Source organism: Paraburkholderia sp. SSBN10T (assembly GCF_056619545.1).
Genome location: NZ_JBWQQI010000016.1, coordinates 173,897 through 197,563, shown reverse-complemented (window position 1 = coordinate 197,563; position 23,667 = coordinate 173,897). Strand labels below are relative to the sequence as shown.

Here is a 23,667-nt window from a genome sequence, read left to right as displayed (position 1 = left end):
GTCTGACTCCATGCCCCACAAAGAAGGCAGCCTCGAGGCGCCCACCCGGCATCCGCTCGATTGGCTTTCGGATGCGTTCTACGATCAGGAGGCGCTCGATCAGGAACTGGCGCGCGTCTTCGATATCTGCGCGGGATGTCGCCGCTGCGTCTCGTTGTGCGGCGCGTTTCCCACGCTGTTCGATCTGGTCGACGCCACCGACACCGGCGAAGCGCACGAAGTCGACAAAGCCGAGTTCGGCAAGGTCGTCGATCAGTGTTACCTGTGCGACCTGTGCTACATGACCAAGTGTCCGTATGTGCCGCCGCATTCATGGAACGTCGATTTTCCGCACCTGATGCTGCGCGCCAAGGCGGTCGATTACAAACGCGGCGACGTCAAGCTGCGCGACAAGTTTCTCTCGAACACCGACGCGCTCGGCCACCTCGCAGGCATTCCGGTGGTCACGCAGACGGTCAACACAGTCAATCGCACCGCAACCGCGCGTGGCGTGATGGAGAACATGCTTGGCGTCGACAGGACCGCGTGGTTACCGGACTTCGCGCCACGAAAATTCCGCAGTGCCGCGAAAAAGTCGCCGGCTGCGCCGGTGCGCGACGGCGAGCGCACGCCGGGCAAAGTCGCGATTTACGCCACCTGTTATGTGAATTTCAACGAGCCGGGGATCGGGCACGACCTGCTCGCCGTGCTCGCGCACAACGACATTCCCTACGAACTGGTGAAGAGCGAAGCGTGCTGCGGCATGCCGCTGCTCGAACAGGGCGATTTGCAGGGCGTTGCCGCCAAGAAGGAAAAAAATCTGCCGGTGCTCGCGAAATACGCCCGCGAGGGCTACGCGATCATCGGCGCGATTCCGAGCTGCGTGCTGATGTACAAGCACGAACTGCCGCTGATGTTCCCCGATGATGCCGATGTGCGCGCCGTCAGCGAAGCGTTCTGGGACCCGTTCGAGTACTTCGTATCGCGCAATCGAGACGGTCTTCTGAAAACCGACTTCAAGACCGCGCTCGGCAAAGTGTCGTACCACGTGCCTTGCCACGCGCGGGTGCAGAACATCGGCCGTAAAACCGCCGAAACCCTGGCCTTGGTGCCGGATACGCAGGTCACGGTTGTCGAGCGCTGTTCCGGGCATGCCGGCACGTTCGGCGTCAAAAAGGAGTTCCACCGCACGGCGATGCAGATCGGCACGCCGGTTTTCAAGGCGATGGCCCAGCCGCATCCCGACTACATTTCGTCGGATTGCCAACTGGCCGGCCATCATATCGAACAGGGGCTCGACGAAAGCGGCTTGTCCAAAGGACAGCTTGCGCATCCGCTCACGCTGCTGCGCAAGGCGTACGGCCTCTGACAACCCTAACTGACTGGAAGGACACCCGAGATGAGCATTGCCCGCAACTCGCTGTTGTCGCTCGAGAATTATTCGAAATCGCGCATTGCCATGCGCGCCCAGGTGATCGAGCACAAGAAAGATCGCACCGTGCCGCTCGGCAACCACGTCACGTTCCTGTTCGAAGACGAAACCACGATCCGCTATCAGATTCAGGAGATGCTTCATATCGAGAAGATTTTCGACGAGGACGGTATCCAGGGCGAACTGAACGCCTATCTGCCGCTGGTGCCGGACGGCAGCAACCTGAAGGCGACGATGCAGATCGAATACGAGAACGAAATCGAGCGGCATGCGGCGCTGACCCGGCTGATCGGCATCGAGGACCAGGTGTTCCTGCAGGTGGACGGTGAATCGCCGGTCTATGCGATTGCCGATGAGGATCTCGAACGCGACAACGACCAGAAGACCTCGGCCGTGCACTTCGTCCGCTTCGAACTCACGCCTGCGATGAAAGCGCGACTGCGCGACGGGGCGGCGTTGCAGGTCGGCTGCGATCATCCGAATTACCCGGTGCCTACGCAGACCGTCGAGCCGCGGGTAAGGGCGGCGCTGCTGAAGGACCTCGCTTGAAACATGCCGCACGGCGCGGTGTTCGATGTGCAAGAAGCCGGGTATTCGATCCTGCGGAGTGAGTGCACGCCAACCTTGTCCCATCGCTTTAGCCCTGTAGGATAGCGGCGTCAATACGACGATTGCGGAGGCAGGTCATGGCACGTCGATGGATGCAAGCGGCCGTTGCGGCGATGTGGCTCGGCACGATCGCCGCGGTCGGCTTCAGCGCCGCCAGTTCCGCGGACGAGCCGGCGCCGTTTCCGTCGCCGCGGCCGGTTGTCTATGTAGCAGATTTCGATCTCGACGCCGCCAATATCAAGCCGGACAGCGGCCCTGGTAGCCGGCTGCGACGCTTGGGCAGCGTGCTGCCTGGCGGCCCATTAAGGCAATCGAAGGACCCTCAGACCCAGGCCAAAGAGATCGTCGCCGAAATGGCGGACGACCTCACCGCCGATCTGACGAAAGCCGGCGTCGACGCGCGCCGGCTTCCGCCCGGCGCGGCGTTACCCGCCACGGGCTGGCAGGTGCGCGGCGTATTTCTGAGTGTCGACGAGGGCAACCGCTTGCGGCGCGCCGTGGTGGGTTTCGGCGCGGGCCAGAGTAACTTTCAGATCGCTGTCTCGCTCGACGATCTGTCCAACCCCGCATTGCCGCCGCTCTATGAGAGCACCGAGGAAGGCGCCAGCAAGGACAAGCCCGGCGCCTTCATCAAGCTCAATCCCTATGTGATTGCCGCGAAGTTTGTGATGGCCGGCCACGATCAGAAATCGACGATCAGGAACACCGCACAGCAAATCTCGGATTCGGTGGTGGAAAAGTTGAAGGCCAAGGCGCAATAAGGCTGCAGGCCGGCGGCCGATGAGGTGAGCGCCTACTTACGCCTTTGCCTGCACGTTAACGGCAGCGGTCCCGCCAGCCGTGCTGGCGGGACCGCTAAACACCCAATAACCATTAACCGTAATCAGGCCAGCGCCAGCGTGCTCGTCAAATCGCCAAGCGGCGCCAAGCCGTTTTGCGCGAAGGCGCGATCGCGTGCCACGATCCCGTCGAGCGGCTTCAATCCGTGCACTCGGGTAATGAAGCGCAGGATCGAGTTGGTGTCGTAGACGGTGTGATCCACGTAGCCCTTTTTCGCGAGCGGCGATATGACCAGCGCCGGAACCCGCGAACCCGGACCCCAGCGGTCGCCCTTCGGCGGCGCTACCGGATCCCACCAGCCGCCGTTTTCGTCGACGGTGACGATCACCACCGTATTCGCCCACTGCGGGCTGCGCTGGAGGTGGTCGATCACCGCGGCGATGTGACGGTCGCCCGACTCGACGTCCGCATATCCTGCGTGCATGTTCAGATTGCCTTGCGGCTTGTAGAACGTGACGGCAGGCAGGCGTCCGGCGTCGATATCGGCGAGCAGGCGGTTGGTCGACGCGTCGTCGCCCACGCCTGCGTCGCGCAGATGCTGACGGCGTGCGTCGGTGCCCGGCGCATAGTTGACGAAGTAGTTGAACGGCTGATGGTGGTACTGGAAGTCCGGCACGTTGCCGGTATCCTGGTGGTCGATCGCGTATTGCCATGCACCGGCGTACCACGCCCAGCTCACGCCCTTATCCGACAGACGATCGCCGATGGTCGCGTAGTTCTGCGGCGGCAGAACGCGCGGATTGGACAGATCCGCCGTGGCCGGATCGCCTCCCGGCGCAGGGCGCACGAAGCTCGGCTGATACGGCGGCGCCATGGTGTTGACGGCGTAGCCGTCGGGCGTGAACAGACCGTCGTTGACGAACTTCGGCGGACCGTCGAGCGCGGAGGCCGGCGAATGGGGCGCGACCTTGAGCCATGCACCGGTCGGATCATCGCCTTCGACCACAGACACAAACTGCTTCGCCGCGGTGTTATGCACGTCCGGCACGAGCGGCGTCTGCGCGGAGATCAGGAAGATGTGGTTCAGCCACGAGCCGCCAAAGGCCGCCATGAAAAAGTTGTCGCACAGCGTGTATTGCTGCGCGAGATTCCAGATCCGCAACGTCTCGGCGGAATTCCGGTAGTGCCCCATCACCAGACCGCCCGAGTCGGCCCACGCGACAAACTGGTTGTTGCGCCCGGCGTTGATCTGCATCTGGTTCTGATAGAAGCGGTGCCACAGGTCGCGCGTGATCACACTGTTCGGCAGCGGCGCGCCCTGCGCGTCGGTGATGTGGAACGGTTTGTTGTTCAGATCGACGATGTCGCGCTCGCCGATCATGTAGCGCTTGCCGTCCACTTCCTGTGCCTGCGGCACGAGGCCGCCCCAGATTTTCGGCAACTGCGGCAGCGGCGTTTTGCCGTCGCGGTCGAGCTGCACGTAGCGCTCCGCGGGCACGGTGTCGAGCGGATGCTGTACGCCCGGGAAATTGCCGTACAGATTGGCGAAGCTGCGGTTCTCCGCGTAGATCACCACGATCTGGCGCACCTGATCGTGCAAGGCGGCGTCGAGCCGCAGATCGGCGGCGCTGCGCTGGCCGCCGGCCGCTTGCTGTTCCGTGGTGCAACCGGCGAAGGCGAGTCCGAGGCCTACTGCCGCGATGCCGGTGAGGACGCGGCGGCGCTCGGGGTTGTCGGGACCGTCGTCGTGGGCAAGCTCGGCGTTCGGGTGCGGTACGGGCAAATCGTCCTTCTGATTCATCGGTCTGGCTCCTCAGGTCTGGGCCGCTTCCGCGCGCCGGTCATCCCGGTCGCGCCGCAGCCGGCACTTCGTGCTTCGCTTCGAGAATATGTTGTTCGTCAGGCATTGAAACGACTTCGTCGACGGCGCTCCGTTTGCACGCGTCGACTAACTGACAATGATCGCGCCCGATATCGTCCATTTGTGTGTCAATCGAAATGCGTCAATGCGGATAAAGCTGCGCTGTGCCCGGGCAATATGTTTCGAGCATCTTCTTGAGGCGCCCGTGGTTCGACAGGGCGCGCAAGGCCAGACGGAACCGCCGGTTGTATTCGGCCGATTTCCCGAACGGGGTAGCGAGATCGTACGATGCCAGAATTCGCTCCCTTAGGCCAAATTGGCCCGCGACGCTTCGCGCTATCATGCTGACCTATAGACGATCAGCACGAACTACAGCCGGATATGGCAAAAGAAAACATGACAGGAGCGGGACGCAAAGCGGCCAAACCGCGCGGCGATGCGCCGGCGGTTCACGATGAGGCAGCAGCACCCGTCGATCTGACCGAAACCGCCGACGAAGAGAGCGCCGGCGGCTCGACCTATCTCGTCCCTGGCCTCGAACGGGGCTTGCGCATCCTCGCTGAATTCAGTGCACGCGAACCGGTGCTGGGCGCGCCGGAATTATCGAAGCGCATTGGCATTCCTCGCACCACCACCTTCCGCCTGCTGCAGACACTGGAAGCGCTCGGTTTTCTGGAGCGCGTGAATGGCGACCGTCATTTCCGGCTGGGTGTCGCGGTGTTGCGGCTCGGCTTCGAATATTTGAGTTCGCTCGAATTGACCGATATCGGCACGCCGCTGCTCGAACGCCTGCGTGATGCCACGGGACTGAGCGCGCACCTGCTGATCCGGGATCAGCGCGATGTGGTGTTCGTTGCGAAGGCCCAAACGCACGATCCGATGTTCAGCTCGGTCAAGGTGCATGTCGGCACGCGTCTGCCGGCGCATGCGACGGTGCATGGCCAGGTGTTGATGGGCGATCTGAGCTACGAGGAATTGCGCCAGCTTTATCCTGAGCCGCAGCTCGAGCGCTTTACGGATCGCACGCCGGCGACCGTCGAGGAACTCAACGAGCGCGTACGTGAAAGCGCGGTGCTCGGCTATGCCGTCAGCGAGGCTTCGTTCGAGCGTGGCATTTCGGTGGTGACGGCGCCGGTGCGCGACCAGACCGGCCGCATCGTGGCTGCGTTGACGGTCACGGTGCCGCGTTCGGATATCGGCGAAGCCGGCGAACGCGAACCCTTGATCGCAGCGGTGTGTCACGCGGCGGTGGATCTGTCGACGCGCCTCAATTACCGTCCGCGTGCGGACGATCCGACCGTTGCCGAGGCGCGCCGCAGAACGGTGGCGGCGCACTAGACGAGGGCAGGCCGGCTGCGTGCAACCGGCCGCACCTTCACTTAGAACGAATGGTGAACGCCCGTCAGGAACACCGTCTGATTGCGGCCGTTCGCGACGCCTGCTGTGAAGAACGCAGCGTCCGTATTCGAACTGGCGCGCTCATACAGCGCATTCACATACACCTGGGTCGATTTCGATAGCGCGTAGATATCGCCGATCTCGAACTGCGTCCAGCGGTGACCGTCGAGGCTCGTCGTCGCAGCGCCGCCCGCCACGCTGTTGAACGGCGTGAACTGATAGTTCGCCCCCGCGTCGTAGCTCTGATAGGTGCTCGAGTACCCCGGCGAGTCCAGCTTCACGCGCGTGTACAAGCCATGCACGAGCAGCTTGCCGAACTGATACGACAGCCCGGCGCCCATGTTTTCGACCTTATCGGCCGTGTAGTTGGCGGCCGCCACACCCTGGAATTTCGTGATGCCGGTCGTGACGATCGACGGTGTCTGGTTGTGCTCGTTCGAGTAGACCGCACCGGCCTTGAACGGGCCGTTCGCGTAGCTGGCCGCGAAGCTCAAGGTGCGCCCGGTGGCGAAGTCGGTCGTGTTGCCGAGACCCATCATCGCGCCGAATGAGAAGCCGCTAAAGCTGGCCGAGCGGAACTTCACCGAGTTGTTGAACGGCACGACACTCGTGTCGGCCAACTCGTCGATATTGCCCGGGTGGAACGCATACCAGCTGGCGGCGAGATAACCGGTGCTCAGCGGCCCCAGCACGTCGAAGTTGAACGGCGTCTGGTGACCCAGCGTCAGCGTGCCGATCTGATCCGAGCTCAAGCCTACATACGCCTGGCGGTTCCACAACGTTCCGGACGACGCCATCGCGCCCGTCGTCGTAGAGAAGCCGTTCTCCAACTGGAACAAGGCGTGCAGACCGCCGCCCAGATCCTCCACACCCTTCAGGCCCCAACGGTCAGGCTGCATGTTGCCCTGTTCCGCCATCCATTTCGTGCTTCCGCCGACATTGCTGATGTACGCGACTCCGGCATCGAGACTACCGTAAAGCGTGACACTGCTTTGTGCCCACGCCCCTGACGCGGCACACATTGCCGTAAGTCCGACTGCAATGATTCTTTTCACCGTTGGTTCTCCTGATCATATGACGGATAGCTAGATCCCATTCCGCTGTCCGTGGTGCATTGAGTGAGCGTTGGTCATGGTTTATGCGCCTAAACTTCGCTTCTTATTTGTTCCACCTATGGGCGTATGTATCGCCTATGGAAAGTATAGAGTTTTCAGAAGTGGTCAAAATAAATTTTTGAGCCCCGAGGAAACCCGAATGCCGTGCGAAGGATTGCTTCGGATACCGACAGAAAACCCTTACGGAATAGGGGCATAACGCAGGTCGAGTTCTCAGGCAGGTTCGCGGTCCGCTGTCTGTCCGACGCCACATCAGTGTTTTCCCCTAACGCTGCAGATTTTTCTTTTTTTCTCCGCGACGCGACTTCTATAATTCACCATACACGAACTAATGTTTCGTATGTGGAACATAAGGGCTTCAGGAGAAGGTAGCGAATGACTGAACAATGGCGTTGCGCCGGACATGCCGGCGACCTGGCTGAAGACGCGCCGCTCGAGTTCAAGCTCGACGGCACGGAGATCGGCATCTACAAGGTGGGCGATGCGCTGTACGCGCTGGAAAACGTCTGCCCTCATGCGTACGCGTTGCTGACGCAGGGCTTTGTCGACGGCGATACCGTCGAATGCCCGCTGCACGAAGCCGTGTTCCATATCCCGACTGGCAAGTGCCTGAAAGAGCCGGGCGGCCGCGACCTGAAGGTGTATGCGGTTCGTCTTGCCGGTGAAGAAATCCAGATCAAGGTGGAATGACATGCGAGAACAAGCCGTGAAATTCAATCCTTCCCTGAAGCCGTGGCTTGCGCCGCAGCCGAACAACGTGGCCGGCAAGGGCGTCATCGAAAAGCCGGGCGAGGCGCAAAACCTCGTGTGGCAAACCCGCAAGGCAGAGCCGACGCAATACGAGAACGACTTCGGCGACGCGCTCGAGAAAGTGTTCGATGCCGGTGCAGTGGAGTTGCAGGACGTAGTCGACGGTTTGAACCGCGTCGGCTTCCGGACTCCGGAAGGCGCGGCGTGGAGCGCCGAGCGCCTGACCGCCGAATTCCGCCTGCTTGCCGAATAAGCGCGCCCCCGAACAACCGAGCGACCCCGTCTCACCGCACCGCATCCGGAGTCTTTCCATGACGTTCCCCACTACCAACAACACGACGGATCACGGCACGGCCGATCCGCTGCAGGCTTACCTCGACCTCGGCCTGCGCAACTACTGGTACCCGGTCGCGCCGAGCTGGCAAGTCGGCAACGCGCCGATCGGTCTGACGCGCCTGGGCGACCAGATCGTGCTGTGGCGCGATCAGGAAGGCCTGGTCCACGCGCTGGAAGACCGCTGCCCGCACCGCGGCGCGCGCCTGTCGCTCGGCTGGAACCTCGGCGGCAGCGTCGCCTGCTGGTATCACGGCATCGAAGTCGATGGCGGCGGCACGGTCACCAAGGTTCCGGCTGTGTCGAACTGCCCGCTCGAAGGCCGGAAGTGCGTGAAGTCGTACCCGGTACAGGAACACGCCGGCGCGATCTTTCTGTGGTTCGGCGATGACGCGCATAAGGAACCCGCGCCGCTCGTGCTGCCGGAAGAACTGGCGGGCGAGGAATACGCAAGCTTCCTGTGCATGTCGAACTGGAAGTGCAATTACCAGTACGCGATCGACAACGTGATGGACCCGATGCACGGCGCGTATCTGCACGCCACTTCGCACTCGATGGCCGAAGGCGACAAGCAGGCCGACATGCGCGTACGCAAGACCGACACGGGTTTGATGTTCGAAAAGGTCGGCCAGCGCGACGTCAACTTCGATTGGGTCGAACTGGGCGAAACCGGCTGCCTGTGGATGCGTTTGGCGATCCCATACAAGAAGAAGTTCGGCCCGGGCGGCAACTTCGGGATCATCGGCTTCGCCGTGCCCGTCGACGAAAACAACTGCCAGGTCTACTTCTGGCGTACCCGTAAGGTGTCGGGCTGGCAGCGCGACGCATGGCGCTTCATGTATCGCAACCGCCTCGAAGGCTTGCATTGGGACGTGCTGGAACAGGACCGTTACGTCCTCGAAAGCATGGCGCCGAATGCCCGCCAGCACGAATTTCTCTACCAGCACGACGTCGGCATGACGCGCGTGCGCCGCATGTTGCGCCAGCGTGCGCAGCAGGATTTCGACGCACTCGCCACCCACCGTGCGCAAGCTGTCGCCGCCGAAGCGGGCGCGGCAGCAGGACATAGCCATGCTTAACACTAACGCTGTGCTCGCGGCACTGAACGGCCGGCGAGTGATCGTCACGGGTGGCGCACGCGGTCTTGGCGCGGCGTTTGTCCGATCGCTGGCGCAAGCCGGCGCCCAGGTGGTGTTCGGCGATGTGCTGCACGACGAAGGTCGTGCGCTCGCCGACGCTCTGCAAGACGAAGGTCAGGCGGTGCATTTCCTGCCGCTGGATCTCGCCGATCCGTCGAATATCCAGGGCTTTGTTGCTGAGGCCGTGGCGCAGCTCGGCGGACTCGACGCGCTGATCAACAACGCGGCGATTACCAATTCCGGCGGCAAGTTCGCCGGCGAACTGACGGTCGATACGTGGGATGCGGTGATGAACGTCAACGTGCGCGGCACGTGGCTGATGAGTACCGCAGCGCTACCGCATTTGCGCGACTCGGGCCGCGGCAGCGTCGTCAACATTGCTTCGGATACCGCAATGTGGGGCGCGCCGAAGCTGCTTGCGTATGTCGCCAGCAAAGGTGCGGTGATCGCGATGACGCGTTCGCTGGCGCGTGAATTCGGCGCGCACGGCATCACGGTGAACGCGATTGCGCCGGGCCTGACCGAAGTCGAAGCCACCGCATACGTGCCCACCGAGCGTCATGAGTATTACCTGAAAGGCCGCGCGCTGACCCGTGCCCAGGTTCCCGACGATGTGACGGGACCGGTCCTGTTCCTGTTGTCCGATGCCGCACGTTTTGTGACTGGCCAGTTGCTGCCGGTGAACGGCGGCTTTGTGATGAATTGATCTTGTCTTGACCGAAAGGAGAAAGAGATGGCGGACACCGAAATCGAACGTAAGTCGTGGGATCAACCCACGGAAGCCAGCTTTGCGCAATGGATGGATTCGCGCGTGGCGCGCCTCGCAACCCGTCGCTACGACTGGGACGCGTTGAAGTTTCAGGCCGACTACGACCCGAAGTATCGCCGTGCGCAAATGCGCTATGTCGGCACGGGCGGCACGGGCGTCGCCAAGGACGTCAACACCGTACCGGCAGGCGGCTTCACGTTCTCGACCATGGTGATTCCGGCCGGCAACATCGGTCCGAGCCATATTCATATGGATGTCGAAGAAATTTTCTTCGTGCTGCGCGGCAAGATGAAAGTGATCTGCGAGCGCGACGGCGAAACCTGGGAATCGGTGCTCGGCGAACGCGATCTGATCTCGGTGCCGCCGGGCGTGTATCGCACCGAAGTGAATATCGGTGAAGAGGACGCGCTGATGTGCGTGATGCTCGGTTCGCCGAAACCCATCACGCCGACGTATCCGCCGGATTCGCCGCTGGCCAAGCTGAAGCGCTAAGCATTGGGCCACAGGCTGCGCGCCAGCACTGCTGGCTGTGTGTTTGCCGCTTGCCGTTAGTCAATGCCCAAACGGCACCGTGCGCCGCACGGTTGCCGTACCGAAGCTCCCTTACCTCGCACCTGCAGATAGAAACCATGTCCGCTGTTCCGTCCACCACTGTCGATCTCGCTGCCTCGCTCGAAGCGCGTCTTGCGCGCTTTCCTTTGCAGCGGGCCGTCATTGCGGCGGGCCAGAGCGTGGCATATCGGGAGGCCCAGGCAGCTTCTTCGACATGCAACGACGCCTTGCCGCTGGTGCTGTTGCACGGCATCGGTTCGGGTGCGGCGTCGTGGTTGCAGCAGTTTGAAGCGCTGGGCGCGACGCGCCGTGTGCTGGCATGGGATGCGCCGGGGTATGGCGCTTCCACACCGGTTGCACCTGCCTCGCCCAAAGCCGCGGACTACGCAGACGTGCTGCGCGGCTGGCTCGACGCGCTTGGTATCGAGCGCTGCGTGCTGGTTGGGCATTCGCTCGGTGCGATTGTCGCGGGCGCGTTTGCCGTCGCGCATCCTGAGCGCCTCGCGGGCCTCTTGCTGCTGTCGCCTGCGTGCGGTTACGGCGCGGCCGCAGCAGACCAGCGCGAAACAAAGCGCGACCAGCGCCTCGCGATGCTGGCCGAACTCGGCCCCGCAGGTCTCGCCGAAAAGCGCAGCGCGAACATGTTGTCGTCACACGCGGACGACGCTTCCCGCGCATGGGTGCGCTGGAACATGGCGCGCATTGTCCCGCACGGCTATGCCCAGGCCACGCATCTGCTCGCTAACGCCGATCTCGCCGCCGACCTTGCCCGCTATCACGGCCGCATCAACGTCGCGGTCGGCGCCGACGACGCCATCACGCCGCCGTCCGCCTGCGAACGGCTGGCTCAGGCGGCACGTACGCCTTTGCAGGTGGTGCCGCGCGCCGGTCACGCCGGATATATCGAAGCCGCTGACGCGTACACCGCGCTCATCGACACGTTCTGCCGCGCGAGCGCGGCGCCACGGAGCCACTGAATGACGCCCGACACGATTAAAGCCGAGCGCGCAACAGACGACGACCGTGCCGACCCTGGCTACAAGGTGCCGGGTCTCGAACGCGGTCTGAAGATTCTGACCGAGTTCTCGCCTCGCGAGCCGGTACTGGGCGCACCTGAGTTGTCCCGGCGCCTGAAGATCCCGCGCACGACGGTGTTCCGTCTGCTGCAAACGCTCGAATCGCTCGGTTTTCTCGAACGTGCGGACAGGGACCGCAACTATCGCCTCGGCGTCGCGGTGCTGCGTCTTGGCTTCGAGTACCTGAGCTCACTCGAACTGACCGACCTCGGTTTGCCGATCATCGAGGCGCTGCGCGACGACACAGGTCTCACGAGTCACATCCTGATCCGCGATGGACGCGACGTCGTGTTCGTTGCCAAAGCACAAAGCCATACGCCGATTTTCAGCTCGGTGAAGGTGAATGTCGGGACGCGTCTGCCGGCGCATGCGACGACCCACGGCCAGGTGCTGATGGGCGATCTGACGCTCGACGACCTGCGCGTGCTGTATCCCGAGCGCAAGCTGCATCGCTTTACCAGGCTCACGCCCGAAACCGTCGAGGCGCTTTATGAACGGATTCGCGACGATGCGCTGCGCGGCTTCGCTATCAGCGAATCGTCGTTCGAGCGCGGCATTTCGGTTGTGACCGCACCGGTGCGCAACGACACGGGCCGCATCGTCGCGGTGATCACGACGACGATTCCGCGGCCGGAAATCGATGCGGCGCTGCTCGATAGCGGCCTGATCGACAAGGTTCGTCACGCGGCCGACGAACTCTCGCAGCGCCTGAATTACCGGCCCAAGAACGGACCGGGGGCGGGCAGCAAATATATGAAGGCATTGGGGCTCTAATGATCCAAATCGATTTGACCGGGCAGGTGGCGGTGGTGACGGGCGGTTCGTCCGGCATCGGCCTCGCGACTGCCGAACTGTTTCTGCGTGCGGGCGCCTCGGTCGCGATCTGCGGGCGCGATGCCGAACGGCTCGCGCAGGCGGAAGCGTCGTTGCGGGCGCAATTCCCGGCGGCGCAACTGCTGGCCGCGCGCTGCGACGTGCTCGACGCTGCTCAGGTGAACGCCTTCGCGCAAGCAGTGCAGGCGCGCTTCGGCCGCACCGACATGCTGGTGAACAACGCCGGCCAGGGCCGCGTGTCGACCTTCGCCGACACGACCGACGACGCCTGGCGCGAAGAACTCGACCTGAAGTATTTCGGCGTGATTCGCCCGACCCGCGCGTTCTTGCCGATGCTGCGCGATGCGGCCGGCACGGGCAACGCCTCGATCGTCTGCGTCAATTCGCTGCTGGCGCTGCAACCGGAGCCGCACATGGTCGCGACGTCCTCGGCGCGCGCCGGTTTGCTGAGCCTCATCAAGTCGCTTGCGGTTGAACTCGCGCCGCAGCGTATCCGCGTGAATTCGATTCTGATCGGCATCGTCGAGTCGGGCCAATGGCGCCGCCGCTTTGCTACGCAAGCGCAGCCGGGCCAGAGCTGGGAAGACTGGACGGCAGAACTCGCACGCAAGAAAAACATTCCGCTTGGCCGCTTCGGCCGTCCCGAAGAGGCCGCACAGGCACTCTTTTATCTGGCTACCAACCTGTCGTCCTATACGACGGGCAGTCATATCGATGTCTCTGGAGGCAATGCACGACATGTCTAATAAAACCACCGTCGGCGAGCTGATTGCCGCCTTTCTCGAGCAATGCGGCGTTCGCACCACGTTCGGCGTGATTTCGATTCACAACATGCCGATCCTCGATGCGATCAACAATCGCGGCAAGATCCGCTATGTCGGCGCGCGCGGCGAAGCCGGTGCGGTCAACATGGCCGATGGTCTGGCGCGTGTCTCAGGTGGCCTTGGCGTGGCGTTCACGAGCACGGGCACCGCAGCCGGCAACGCGGCAGGAGCGATGGTCGAAGCGCTGACTGCCGGTACGCCATTGCTGCATATCACCGGCCAGATCGAAACGGAATACCTCGATCAGGACCTGGCGTATATCCACGAAGCGCCGGACCAGTTGTCGATGCTGTCGTCGATCTCGAAGGCGGCGTACCGCGTGCGCACGGTCGAAACCGCGCTGCCGACGATCCGCGAAGCCGTGCGTGTGGCGCAGACTGCACCGAGCGGCCCGGTGAGCGTCGAGATTCCGATCGACATCCAGGCTGCGGAAATCGAATGGCCGGCCGACCTCGGCGCGCCGCATGTAACGACCTTGACGCACGACAGCAAGCGCGTCGCGCAACTCGCCGACGAACTGGTCAAGGCGAGGCGCCCGTTGTTGTGGCTGGGTGGCGGTACACGCCATGCCCGTGCGGCGGTGGAGCGGCTGGTGGCGCTCGGCTTCGGCGTCGTGACCAGCGTGCAAGGCCGCGGCATCCTGCCGGAAGATCATCCGGCGACGCTTGGCGCGTTCAATGTGCACGCCTCGGTCGAAAGCTTCTACAAGACTTGCGATGCGGTTCTCGTGGTCGGCTCGCGTCTGCGCGGCAATGAAACGCTGAAGTACAAGCTGGCGCTGCCGCAGCCGCTGTACCGCGTCGACGCTGACGCACTGGCCGACAACCGTGGCTATCGCAACGAACTGTTTGTGCATGGCGATTCGGCTGCGGTGCTGGAAGAACTGGCGACGCTGCTCGAAGGCCGCCTGAAGGTGGATCCGACGTTCGCCGCCGATCTGGCCGCCGCCCGCGAGATCGCCGTAGCGGATGTGGGCAAGGGTCTCGGCCCGTACAAGCGTCTCGTCGACGCACTGCAACGCTCGGTGGGCACCGACTACAACTGGGTGCGCGACGTGACGATCTCGAACAGCACGTGGGGCAACCGCCTGCTGAAGATTTTCACGCCGCGCGCAGGGGTTCACGCGCTGGGCGGCGGCATCGGCCAGGGCATGCAGATGGCAATCGGCGCGGCGCTGGCAGAAACCGCGGCGAAGACCGTGTGCCTCGTCGGCGACGGCGGCTTGATGGTCAACGTCGGCGAGCTGGCGACGGCCGTGCAGGAAAACGCCAACGTAATGATCGTGCTGATGAACGACCAGTGCTACGGCGTGATCCGCAACATTCAGGACGCGCACTACGGCGGCCGCCGCTGCTTCGTCGATCTGCATCAACCGGACTTCGCGCAGTTCTGCGAGAGCCTGAAGCTCACCCACTACCGCATCAAATCGCTCGACGATGCGGACGAAATCATCAGCGAAGGTCTCGCGAAGACGGGTCCGGTTCTGGTGGAAGTGGACATGTTGTCGGTAGGCTCGTTCGCCACCGCGTTTGCCGGCCCGCCGGTCAAGAAGCAGGAGCCTGAACATGCGTGATCGCCGGCACATCGGACATCACGCGCCCGTGGACGTGGCGATGATCGGCTTCGGGGCGATCGGCCAGGCGGTGTACCGCTCGGTCGCGGCGGACCCCCAGGTGCGCGTCTCGCACGTGATTGTGCCCGAGCGTCATGCGGCGTCGGTGCGCGAAGTGGTGGGTGCGTCGGTGGACGTGGTGTCGTCGGTGGCGGCGCTGAACAGCCGCCCGGAGTTCGCGCTGGAATGCGCGGGCCACAGCGCGCTGGTCGACCACGTCGTGCCGCTCTTGAAAGCCGGCACCGATTGCGCGGTAGCGTCGATCGGCGCGCTCTCGGATGTCCTGTTGCTCGATGCATTGTCCGCCGCGGCCGATGAAGGCGATGCGACCGTGACGCTGCTGTCCGGTGCGATTGGCGGTGTGGATGCGCTGGCTGCCGCGAAGCTCGGCGGCCTCGACGAAGTGCTGTACACAGGCCGCAAGCCGCCGAGCGGTTGGCTCGGCACGCCCGCCGAAGCGGTCTGCGACCTGCGGAGCTTGACCGAAGAGCGGGTCATTTTCGAAGGCAGCGCGCGCGAAGCGGCGCGGCTCTATCCGAAGAATGCCAACGTTGCGGCGACGATTGCGCTGGCGGGTCTCGGGCTTGATCAGACGCTTGTGCGCCTGATTGCGGACCCGGCGGTGTCGCGCAACGTGCACCGGATTCTGGCGCGTGGCGCATTCGGCGAGATGTCGCTCGAGATGTGCGGCAAGCCGCTGCCGGACAACCCCAAGACTTCCGCATTGACCGCGTTCAGCGCGATCCGTGCCCTGCGCAACCGCGCGGCGCGTTGCGTGATTTGACGAGATGTAACTGAGCGGATGACCGACATGACTCACTTCGATACCAGCCTCGTGCCCACCGGCGATATTTTCATCGGCGGCGAATGGCGGCAAGGGCGTGGCAACCCGTACAAAAGCCTGTATCCGGCGGATCAGTCGGTCAACATGGAAATCTCGACGGCCAATGCCGACGATGCCCGCGAGGCGATCGAGGCCGCTGACGCAGCGTGGCGCAAGCCCGATTGGGCGGGATTGAAACCGCATCAGCGCGCGCTGGTCCTGTACCGCATCGCCGACCTGATCATGGCGCGCCACGAAGCGCTCGCGCATCTGCAACGCCGCGACAACGGCAAGCCGATCGGCGAAACGCGCGTGCTGGTGGCGAGTGCCGCGAATACTTTTCGCTATTTCGCCGCCTGCCTCGAAACGCTCGACGAAGAACTGACGCCTTCGCGTGGCGACTATATGACGATGAGTATCCACGAGCCGATCGGCGTGATCGCAGCGATTACGCCGTGGAACTCGCCGATTGCCTCGGATGCGCAAAAGCTCGCACCTGCACTTGCGGGCGGCAACGCAGTCGTGTTGAAGCCTGCCGAAGTGACGCCGCTGGTCTCGCTCGCTTTGGCGCGCATCTGCGAAGAAGCGGGCGTGCCGAAGGGTGTGCTGAGCGTGCTGCCGGGTAAGGGCTCGGTGATCGGCGACGTGCTGGTGCGTCATCCGCTCGTGAAGAAAGTGTCGTTTACCGGCGGGACCGAAGTGGGCCGCGGCATCGCACGCATTGCGGCCGACAAGCTGATGCCGGTGTCGCTCGAACTGGGCGGGAAATCGCCGACCATCGTGTTCGACGACGCCGACCTCGATCACGCCGTGAACGGTGTGCTGTACGGGATTTTCAGCTCATCTGGTGAAGCGTGTATCGCAGGCTCCCGGCTGTTCGTGCAACGTCCGATCTACGACGCGTTCATGAAGCGCCTGACCGAAGGCGCGCGCAAGCTGCGCGTGGGCGATCCGTCGCGGCCCGAGACGCAAATGGGTCCGTTGATTACGCCCGCGCATCGTGAATCGGTGGAACGCTATGTCGCTTTGGGCCTGGAAGAAGGTGGGCGCTTGCTATGCGGCGGCGAGCGGCCGGTGGGCGACGGACGCGAAAACGGCAACTTCTATCAGCCCACGATTCTTGAAGGTCTGTCGAACAGCGCCCGCATCTGCCAGGAAGAGATTTTCGGACCGGTGTTGGTGGCGATGCCCTTCGACGACGAAGCCTCGCTGCTCAAGGAGGCCAACGACAGCGTGTTCGGCCTCGCCGCCGGCATCTGGACGCGCGACTACAAGCGCGCCTGGCGCGTCGCCCGTGCGCTCGAAACCGGCACCGTGTGGATCAACACCTACAAGTTGTTCTCCATCTCGACGCCGTTCTCCGGCTGGAAAGAAAGCGGCATGGGACGCGAGAAGGGGCGCCTCGGCATCCGCGAATACATGCAGCAGAAGAGCCTCTACTGGGGCTTGAACGACGCGCCTTTGGCGTGGGCGAATTAAGAAGAGGCACGACATGACGATTCTCGGCATTGAACAGATTACCTACGGTGTAACGGACCTCGCGACCTGCCGGCGCTTTTTCGCCGACTGGGGGCTGAAAGAAGTCTCCCACGATGAGACGCGCGCCCGCTTCGAATCGCTGAACGGCTGCACGATTCTCGCCGTCGACCTGAACGACCCGTCGCTGCCGCCTGCGTTCGAAGAAGGTCCGACGCTGCGCGAAGTCACGTGGGGTGTCGCGACGCGCGCCGAACTCGATGCGCTGCGCGGCCGCTTTGCCGGTCAGCCGGGCCACTTCGAAAGCGCTGACGCGGTGGGTTGTATCGACCCGAACGGCATGGCGATTCGCGTCGAGGTGACGCGCAAGCGGGAAGTCGACACGCATGGCTCGCCGTCGAACGTGTGGGGCCAGACGCTGCGCGTGAATCAACCGTCGCCGATCTATGAACGCGCCGAGCCGGTGGAAGTCGGGCATGTGGTGTTCTTCACCAACAACCTGGCCGAGACGGAGAAGTTCTATGAGGAACTGCTGGGCTTCGAGCTGTCGGACCGTTATCCAGGCCGTGGCGCGTTCTTGCGCTGCGCACCGCACGGCGGCCACCACGATCTGTTCCTGCTGGCGCTGCCCAACGGCAAGCGTGGTCTGAATCACGTGGCGTTCACGGTGCGCGACATTCACGAAGTGTTCGGCGGCGGCATGCATATCAGCCGCTGCGGGTGGGATACCCAACTTGGGCCGGGCCGCCATCCGGTGTCGTCGGCTTACTTCTGGTACTTCCAGAACCCGGCCGGCGCATTGATCGAGTACTACGCGGATGAAGACCAACTGACGCCGGAGTGGCAGCCGCGCGATTTCGAGCCGGGGCCGACCGTATTTGCCGAATGGGCGATCGATGGCGGCATCGACGGCAACACGCGTCGCCAGAAAAACGCGAAGGCGCCGGAAGGCAAGTTCATGACGGAGCGCAAACATGACTGACGCTGCTGTAGCAAACGCGCACACAAACCTGGAGGCGCCGCGCACGATCGTCGTAATCGGCGGCGGCCAGGCAGCCGGTTGGGTCGTGAAGACGCTGCGCAAGGAAGGCTTCGATGGCCGCCTTGTGATGATCGCCGATGAGATCCATCTGCCGTATGAGCGCCCGCCGCTCTCGAAGGCGGTGCTGGCGGGTGAAGCGGATATCGACACCGTTCGCCTCGTCAAGCCGGATGACTTCGACGCGCTGAACATCGAAGCTTGGCAGCCGGATACCGCCACCTCGATTGACCGTGCACAACGCATCGTGCGCACGCAGTCGGGCCGCGAAGTGCAGTACGACCGCCTCGTGATCGCCACGGGTGGCGCGGCGCGCCGCTTGCCGGACGAGCTGGTGAAGACCTCGAACATCGCTTATCTGCGTACGCTCGATGAAGCGGTTGCGCTGGGCGAGCGCCTTCGGGCCAGCCAGCACGTACTGGTGATCGGCGGCGGCTGGATCGGGCTGGAAGTGGCGGCGACCGCGCGCAAGCTCGGCGTCGCTGCGACGGTAGTCGAAGGCGCGCCGCGTTTGTGTGCCCGTTCGGTGCCGCCGGCGATCTCGGACTTTCTGGTCGAACTGCATCGGAGCAACGGTGTGGACGTGCGCCTGAACTCAGGGCTTGTCTCGCTCGACGACCACCCGAACGACGCTCATCGCGTTCGTGCCACGCTGGCCGGCGGTACGACGCTCGACGCCGATTTTGCCGTCGCCGGTATCGGCCTCACGCCGCATACGGCGCTGGCAGAAGCAGCAGGTCTTGCGATTGCAGACGGCATTGTGGTCGACCATTTCGGCGCGACCTCGGACCCCCGCATCTTCGCGTGCGGCGATGTGGCGAACCATCCGAGTGCGTGGTTGAAGCGCCGGGTGCGGCTCGAATCGTGGGCGAATGCGCAGAACCAGGCCATCTCCGCGGCGAAGGCTTTGCTCGGCGTATTCGAGCCGTATGCCGACATTCCATGGTTCTGGTCCGATCAGTACGACGTGAACCTGCAGATTCTCGGCGACATTCCCAACGACGCGCAACTCGTGGTGCGCGGCGATCTGCCGGGCAAACGCGCGACGCTCTTCCACGTGGAAGACGGTGCGATTCGCGGGGCGATTGCGATCAACACGCCGCGCGATCTGAAGCTCGCGCGCAAATGGATGAACCAGGGCCGCACGATCGACCTTGCAACACTGAGCGACGCCAGCACGGCGCTCGCGTAACTCTTTTCGGACGGCGACAACGGCATGAGAACCATCGAAAACACTTTGGGAGACCGCAGCGGCGCCGGTGTCTCAGGCCCTGTGACCCGGGGCTCGATCATTGCGCGTCTGGAACGGCTGCCGGGCAGCGCGATGCAGGTCCGCGCGCGGATCCTGATCGGTCTTGCGACCTTCTTCGACGGCTTCGACGTGATCGCCATCGCCGCCACGCTGCCGATCCTGATCCAGAAATGGGGACTCACGCCTTGGCAGATCGGCTTTCTGATCGCATCGGGATCGATCGGGCAACTGGTGGGCGCGTTCGCGTTTCCCTGGTATGCGGAGCGTAAAGGACGTGTGCGTGCGATTGCGTTGAGCTCGGGGATCATCGGCGTGACGAGTATCGCCTGTGGCTTCGCGCCGACGTTCGCTGCGTTCGTTGTCCTGCGGATCATTCAGGGTTTGGGTCTTGGTGGTGAGCTGCCGGTGGCGGCGACGTATATCAACGAAATCAGCCGTGCGCATGGCCGTGGCCGCTTCGTGTTGCTGTATGAAATCGTTTTTCCGGTGGGCTTGCTCGCATCGAACGCGCTGGGAGCGTGGATCGTGCCGCGCTTCGGCTGGCAGGCGATGTATTTCATCGGCGGCATGCCGCTGGTCCTGTTCTTCGTGCTGCGCAAGCTGGTGCCGGAGTCGCCGCGCTGGCTGGCCGAGCGTGAGCGCATGACCGACGCGCACGCCGCAGTGCTGGCATTCGAACGTTCTGCTAAAGGTCCGCTCGCCCCTGTAGAACATGCGGCCGAGTTCGACGCAATGGCGAGCCGTCATCCCAGGCGCCGGATCGGCGATCTGTTTGGGCCGGCCTATCTGAAGCGCACGCTGGCGGTGGCCATGCTGTGGGTCACGTGCGGCTTCATCCAGTACGGTCTTTCTACGTGGTTGCCGACCATCTACCGCACGGTTTATCACGCGCCGTTGCAATTGGCGCTGAACCTGGCAGTGGCTGCGTCAGTGCTGGGCGTGATCGGCTCGCTGACCTGCGCGCTGCTGGTCGACAAGGTGGGGCGCAAGCCGATCATCAATCTGTCGTTCGTACTGTGCGCGGTGTCGTTGGCGCTGGCGGGTGTGTTCCACACTTCGTCCGTGTATGTGGTGGCGACCTGCTGCGCGTTTGCACTGGGTTTCCTCGCCTGTGGGTTTATCACGGCGTATGTGTACACGCCGGAGTTGTATCCGACCAGTATTCGCGCGTTTGGCTGTGGCGTGGGCGGCGCGTGGCTGAAGGTGGCGGCGATCTTCGCCCCGGCGATCGTGTCGAAGACGATGGTGGGCGGTCATCTCGACGTCGCGTTTTATATTCTTGCCGCGGTGCCGTTCCTCGCGGCGCTGACTGTGCATTTCCTTGGGATCGAAACGAAGGGCAAGGTGCTGGAGCAGTTGGAGGCTTAGGTAAGGGAAGGGCTCCGTAGCTGCTACGGAGAAGAGAGGGGGTGCACCGGTGGGCGGTGCGCCCTTTTTTGTTGGGTTTCTCGTTCGGGTGGCACACGCCAGCCTCTATAACGCCTTCCGATACACCACAAACCCAGACCGGTCCGCGACGCTGTCATAGAGCTTCATCGCGGTCTGGTTCATCTCGTGGGTTTGCCAGTACACGCGGGTCGAACCGTGCGCCTTAGCCTGTTCATAGACGGCTTCGATCAGCGCCCGTCCCACACCCTTGCCTCGTTCGCTCTCCAGCGTGTAGAGATCCTGCAGATAGCAGATCGGCCCGGCCATCGTCGTGTGCCGGTGGTAAAGATAGTGAACCAGGCCGACCAGTTGCCCGTCGCGCTCGGCGACCATCGCGTGCATGGGTTCGTAGCCATCGAAGAAGCGCGTCCACGTGAGCAGCGTGATATCGCGGGGCAAGGCCGTCTCGCCCGAGCGTCCGTAGAAGGCGTTGTAGGCGTCCCATAGTGGCAGCCAGGCGGGAAAATCGGAGGGGGTCACTGGACGGATCTGGATAGGGTGAGTCATGAGAAGGTTTCCTTGTCTGCGAACTGTCAAAGATGGCATGAGCCGTTCTGAGCTGAATCTCTATGGCTGGGTCGAGCAGGCGAGTAGGGCCGCGGCCAGCACTTGGTCCCGATTGTCACGAGCGCTTGAGCGCGACGCTGCCGTTGGCGTGTTAGCCGATAGCTCTTGCGACGCACCATAAGCTGCAACGCAAGCATCCAGTCGCGCTCTTGCGTCCTTCGCGGGGCTCACGCCGTCATAGGCCAGCGCGAGGATGGCAAAAGCGACTGCCCACGCAACCCGCCTGACGACAACCCTGCGTCTTCGCGCGGGCGACGCAGCTTTGACATGCGCTGGTTCGGTGAGAGCGGAGGTGTCCATCGCAGCAGCCCCTTTCGGTTAACGAGCCGCGTTCGAGGCGCGGCCCATAGTCCCGGCGGCCTGCAGCGCGACCTTGCCGTCAGCTTAAGAAATTTGTGGCACCATTGTTAGCTCCACGCACATCCAATAATCTGGAGCCACGAATTTGGACTACGGCCTGTTGATGTCGAACTTCGCGAAGCAACTGGGTGGCCGCAAGCTCACGCAGCAGAAGCTGCTGTACGAAAGTCTGCGCCGGGCCATTCTCGATGGCGACATCCGGCACGGCAGTCAACTGATCCCTACCCGGTCGCTCGCCGAGCAGTTAGGCATTGCGCGCAATTCGGTGCTGTACGCGTACGAGCGGCTCACGGAAGAAGGTTTCGTCAACACCAGCCGCCACGGCTCCGTAGTGAGCATGGTGAGCCGGGCGGCTTTGTCGTCGGCGCCGCAGGCCGATAACGCCGGTGCGCCGGTCAGCCGCTTGTCACGACGCGTTGCCGATCTGCCGCGAGAGCGGACCCGCGCCAACGATCCCACGCCGTTCCGTCCCGGCGTGCCCGCGCTTAACGAGTTTCCGATGGCGCAATGGCGCAGTTCCATGGAGCGCGCGTGGCGCGCGGTCGATCCGCGCGAACTCGACTATCGCAACAACGCGGGGCATCCTGCCTTGAGGCGCGCGATTGCCGAATATGTGCGAGTGTCGCGCGGCGTACGGTGTTCGGCTGAGCAGGTGTTTATCACCTCGGGGACGCAGGCGAGTCTCGACCTATGTGCCTGCATGCTGGCCGATCCGGGCGACCGGGTCTGGATGGAGGACCCGGGCTATCACGGTGCGAAGGCTGCGTTCCAGGCGGCGGGCTTGTGCCTCGAGCCCATTCCGGTCGATGCCGCAGGCATTGCGCCGACTGAGGAACACTGGCGGCGCACACCGCCGCACCTGATTTACATCACGCCGTCGCATCAGTACCCGCTCGGTAGTGTGTTAAGCCTCGAGCGGCGCTGGTCGATCATCGAGCACGCAATCGAACGCGGGGCGTGGATCATCGAGGACGACTACGACAGCGAGCTGCGCCACAACGGGCCGCCGTTGCCGTCGATCCAGGGGCTCACTGGGAACGCGCCCGTCATCTATCTGGGCACCTTCAGCAAGACGATTTTTCCGGCTTTGCGAATGGGCTTCATGATCGTGCCGGCTCATGTGGCGAAGGAAGTCGACGCCGCGCATAGCGAGATCGCCCGCCAGGGGCGCGTGGCCGAACAGATGGCGTTGGCCGATTTCATCGAGAGCGGCAAATACGCACGCCATCTGCGGCGTATGCGGCGGATTTATCAGGAGCGCCGCGCAGCGCTGGTGGCGGCGCTCGAACGGCACATGGGCGACCTGGTGACCGTTTCGTCTGATAGCGGCGGCATGCATCTGACGGTTCGCCTCGATCTGCCGCTTCTTGATGCGGATGTCACGGAGGTCACACGCGCGCAGGGGCTGACCATTGCTCCGCTCAGCACGTTCTGCGATGCGCGTACTGACAGCAGCCGGTACAACGGTTTTATGCTGGGCTATGCCGGCATCGCGCCCGAGGATGCAGACGGTTTGGTCGTGCGGCTCGAGCAGATCGTGCGGTCGCTGAGCGCTGAACAGATTGGCAGGTGAAATGAGACGGGACGCAGCGCTTGCCGCTGCGTCCCGAGCTCCGAGCAGGCGTGACCATGCCGCGCGCAGTGGCGCGACATGGATCA

The 23,667-nt window shown here is 63.4% G+C and carries 22 protein-coding genes; 19 read left to right on the top strand and 3 right to left on the bottom strand.

From position 1 onward, the window contains the following. Positions 1-10: 10 nt before the first annotated feature. From AC1ECK_RS23850 to AC1ECK_RS23840, 3 genes are all read left to right on the top strand, one after another. Complete coding sequence (locus AC1ECK_RS23850) at positions 11-1,348, top strand: heterodisulfide reductase-related iron-sulfur binding cluster (protein WP_480323402.1); 1,338 nt, start codon at positions 11-13, stop codon at positions 1,346-1,348. Positions 1,349-1,378: 30 nt separating this feature from the next. After that, a complete protein-coding gene (locus tag AC1ECK_RS23845; protein WP_480323400.1) occupies positions 1,379-1,960 on the top strand; it encodes a DUF3501 family protein in 582 nt (193 codons plus the stop codon). Between the two features lie 137 nt (positions 1,961-2,097). Continuing rightward, positions 2,098-2,781 (top strand): DUF4410 domain-containing protein, encoded by a 684-nt coding sequence (locus AC1ECK_RS23840; protein ID WP_480323398.1) that lies wholly within the window; start codon positions 2,098-2,100, stop codon positions 2,779-2,781. 122 nt (positions 2,782-2,903) lie between these two features. Here the strand turns inward: AC1ECK_RS23840 and AC1ECK_RS23835 are convergent, their stop codons facing one another. Then, entirely contained in the window at positions 2,904-4,601 is a 1,698-nt protein-coding gene (locus tag AC1ECK_RS23835; protein ID WP_480323396.1) for an acid phosphatase, read from the bottom strand. A gap of 441 nt (positions 4,602-5,042) precedes the next feature. Here AC1ECK_RS23835 and AC1ECK_RS23830 point away from each other — a divergent pair, with 441 nt between their 5' ends. Then, positions 5,043-5,999 carry an IclR family transcriptional regulator gene (locus AC1ECK_RS23830; RefSeq protein ID WP_480323394.1) on the top strand — a complete coding sequence of 319 codons (957 nt, stop codon included), beginning with the start codon at positions 5,043-5,045 and terminating at the stop codon, positions 5,997-5,999. A gap of 41 nt (positions 6,000-6,040) precedes the next feature. On the opposite strand, the gene AC1ECK_RS23825 is transcribed toward AC1ECK_RS23830, so the two are convergent. Then, positions 6,041-7,081, bottom strand: a complete 1,041-nt coding sequence (locus tag AC1ECK_RS23825; protein WP_480323448.1) for a porin — start codon at positions 7,079-7,081, stop codon at positions 6,041-6,043. A 468-nt stretch (positions 7,082-7,549) separates the two neighbouring features. Between AC1ECK_RS23825 and AC1ECK_RS23820 the strand changes: the two genes are divergently transcribed. From AC1ECK_RS23820 to AC1ECK_RS23755, 14 genes are all read left to right on the top strand, one after another. Then, on the top strand, positions 7,550-7,864 hold the full coding sequence (locus AC1ECK_RS23820; RefSeq protein ID WP_480323392.1) for a non-heme iron oxygenase ferredoxin subunit: 315 nt from the start codon (positions 7,550-7,552) through the stop codon (positions 7,862-7,864). A 1-nt stretch (position 7,865) separates the two neighbouring features. Continuing rightward, a complete protein-coding gene (locus AC1ECK_RS23815) occupies positions 7,866-8,177 on the top strand; it encodes a recombinase-like helix-turn-helix domain-containing protein (RefSeq protein ID WP_480323390.1) in 312 nt (103 codons plus the stop codon). Positions 8,178-8,235: 58 nt separating this feature from the next. Beyond that, positions 8,236-9,336 (top strand): aromatic ring-hydroxylating dioxygenase subunit alpha, encoded by a 1,101-nt coding sequence (locus AC1ECK_RS23810; RefSeq protein ID WP_480323388.1) that lies wholly within the window; start codon positions 8,236-8,238, stop codon positions 9,334-9,336. Beyond that, positions 9,329-10,102, top strand: coding sequence for an SDR family oxidoreductase (locus AC1ECK_RS23805; protein WP_480323386.1), 774 nt, complete (start codon positions 9,329-9,331; stop codon positions 10,100-10,102). The genes AC1ECK_RS23810 and AC1ECK_RS23805 overlap by 8 nt, the downstream gene beginning before the upstream one ends. Before the next feature lie 27 nt (positions 10,103-10,129). Further along, complete coding sequence (locus AC1ECK_RS23800) at positions 10,130-10,657, top strand: cupin domain-containing protein (protein WP_480323384.1); 528 nt, start codon at positions 10,130-10,132, stop codon at positions 10,655-10,657. Between the two features lie 137 nt (positions 10,658-10,794). Then, positions 10,795-11,694 (top strand): alpha/beta fold hydrolase, encoded by a 900-nt coding sequence (locus AC1ECK_RS23795; RefSeq protein WP_480323382.1) that lies wholly within the window; start codon positions 10,795-10,797, stop codon positions 11,692-11,694. Then, on the top strand, positions 11,695-12,567 hold the full coding sequence (locus AC1ECK_RS23790) for an IclR family transcriptional regulator (RefSeq protein ID WP_480323380.1): 873 nt from the start codon (positions 11,695-11,697) through the stop codon (positions 12,565-12,567). Beyond that, the gene (locus AC1ECK_RS23785) at positions 12,567-13,373 is read left to right on the top strand and encodes an SDR family oxidoreductase (RefSeq protein WP_480323378.1); all 807 of its coding nucleotides are present in this window, start codon (positions 12,567-12,569) and stop codon (positions 13,371-13,373) included. Before AC1ECK_RS23790 ends, AC1ECK_RS23785 begins: the two co-directional genes overlap by 1 nt. Beyond that, positions 13,366-15,024, top strand: coding sequence for a thiamine pyrophosphate-binding protein (locus AC1ECK_RS23780; protein ID WP_480323376.1), 1,659 nt, complete (start codon positions 13,366-13,368; stop codon positions 15,022-15,024). Before AC1ECK_RS23785 ends, AC1ECK_RS23780 begins: the two co-directional genes overlap by 8 nt. After that, on the top strand, positions 15,017-15,847 hold the full coding sequence (locus tag AC1ECK_RS23775) for an aspartate dehydrogenase (RefSeq protein ID WP_480323374.1): 831 nt from the start codon (positions 15,017-15,019) through the stop codon (positions 15,845-15,847). Before AC1ECK_RS23780 ends, AC1ECK_RS23775 begins: the two co-directional genes overlap by 8 nt. A 27-nt stretch (positions 15,848-15,874) precedes the next feature. Next, positions 15,875-17,365 carry an aldehyde dehydrogenase gene (locus tag AC1ECK_RS23770; protein WP_480323372.1) on the top strand — a complete coding sequence of 497 codons (1,491 nt, stop codon included), beginning with the start codon at positions 15,875-15,877 and terminating at the stop codon, positions 17,363-17,365. 13 nt (positions 17,366-17,378) lie between these two features. After that, on the top strand, positions 17,379-18,344 hold the full coding sequence (locus AC1ECK_RS23765) for a VOC family protein (RefSeq protein WP_480323370.1): 966 nt from the start codon (positions 17,379-17,381) through the stop codon (positions 18,342-18,344). After that, positions 18,337-19,593 carry an NAD(P)/FAD-dependent oxidoreductase gene (locus AC1ECK_RS23760; RefSeq protein ID WP_480323368.1) on the top strand — a complete coding sequence of 419 codons (1,257 nt, stop codon included), beginning with the start codon at positions 18,337-18,339 and terminating at the stop codon, positions 19,591-19,593. Before AC1ECK_RS23765 ends, AC1ECK_RS23760 begins: the two co-directional genes overlap by 8 nt. Before the next feature lie 24 nt (positions 19,594-19,617). Further along, positions 19,618-21,021 (top strand): MFS transporter, encoded by a 1,404-nt coding sequence (locus AC1ECK_RS23755; RefSeq protein WP_480323366.1) that lies wholly within the window; start codon positions 19,618-19,620, stop codon positions 21,019-21,021. A gap of 105 nt (positions 21,022-21,126) precedes the next feature. Here AC1ECK_RS23755 and AC1ECK_RS23750 read toward each other — a convergent pair whose 3' ends face one another. After that, positions 21,127-21,588, bottom strand: a complete 462-nt coding sequence (locus AC1ECK_RS23750; RefSeq protein WP_480323364.1) for an N-acetyltransferase family protein — start codon at positions 21,586-21,588, stop codon at positions 21,127-21,129. A gap of 505 nt (positions 21,589-22,093) precedes the next feature. Here AC1ECK_RS23750 and pdxR point away from each other — a divergent pair. Continuing rightward, positions 22,094-23,581: a MocR-like pyridoxine biosynthesis transcription factor PdxR gene (pdxR, locus tag AC1ECK_RS23745; RefSeq protein ID WP_480323362.1), complete on the top strand. Its 1,488-nt coding sequence runs from the start codon at positions 22,094-22,096 to the stop codon at positions 23,579-23,581. Positions 23,582-23,667: the final 86 nt, after the last annotated feature.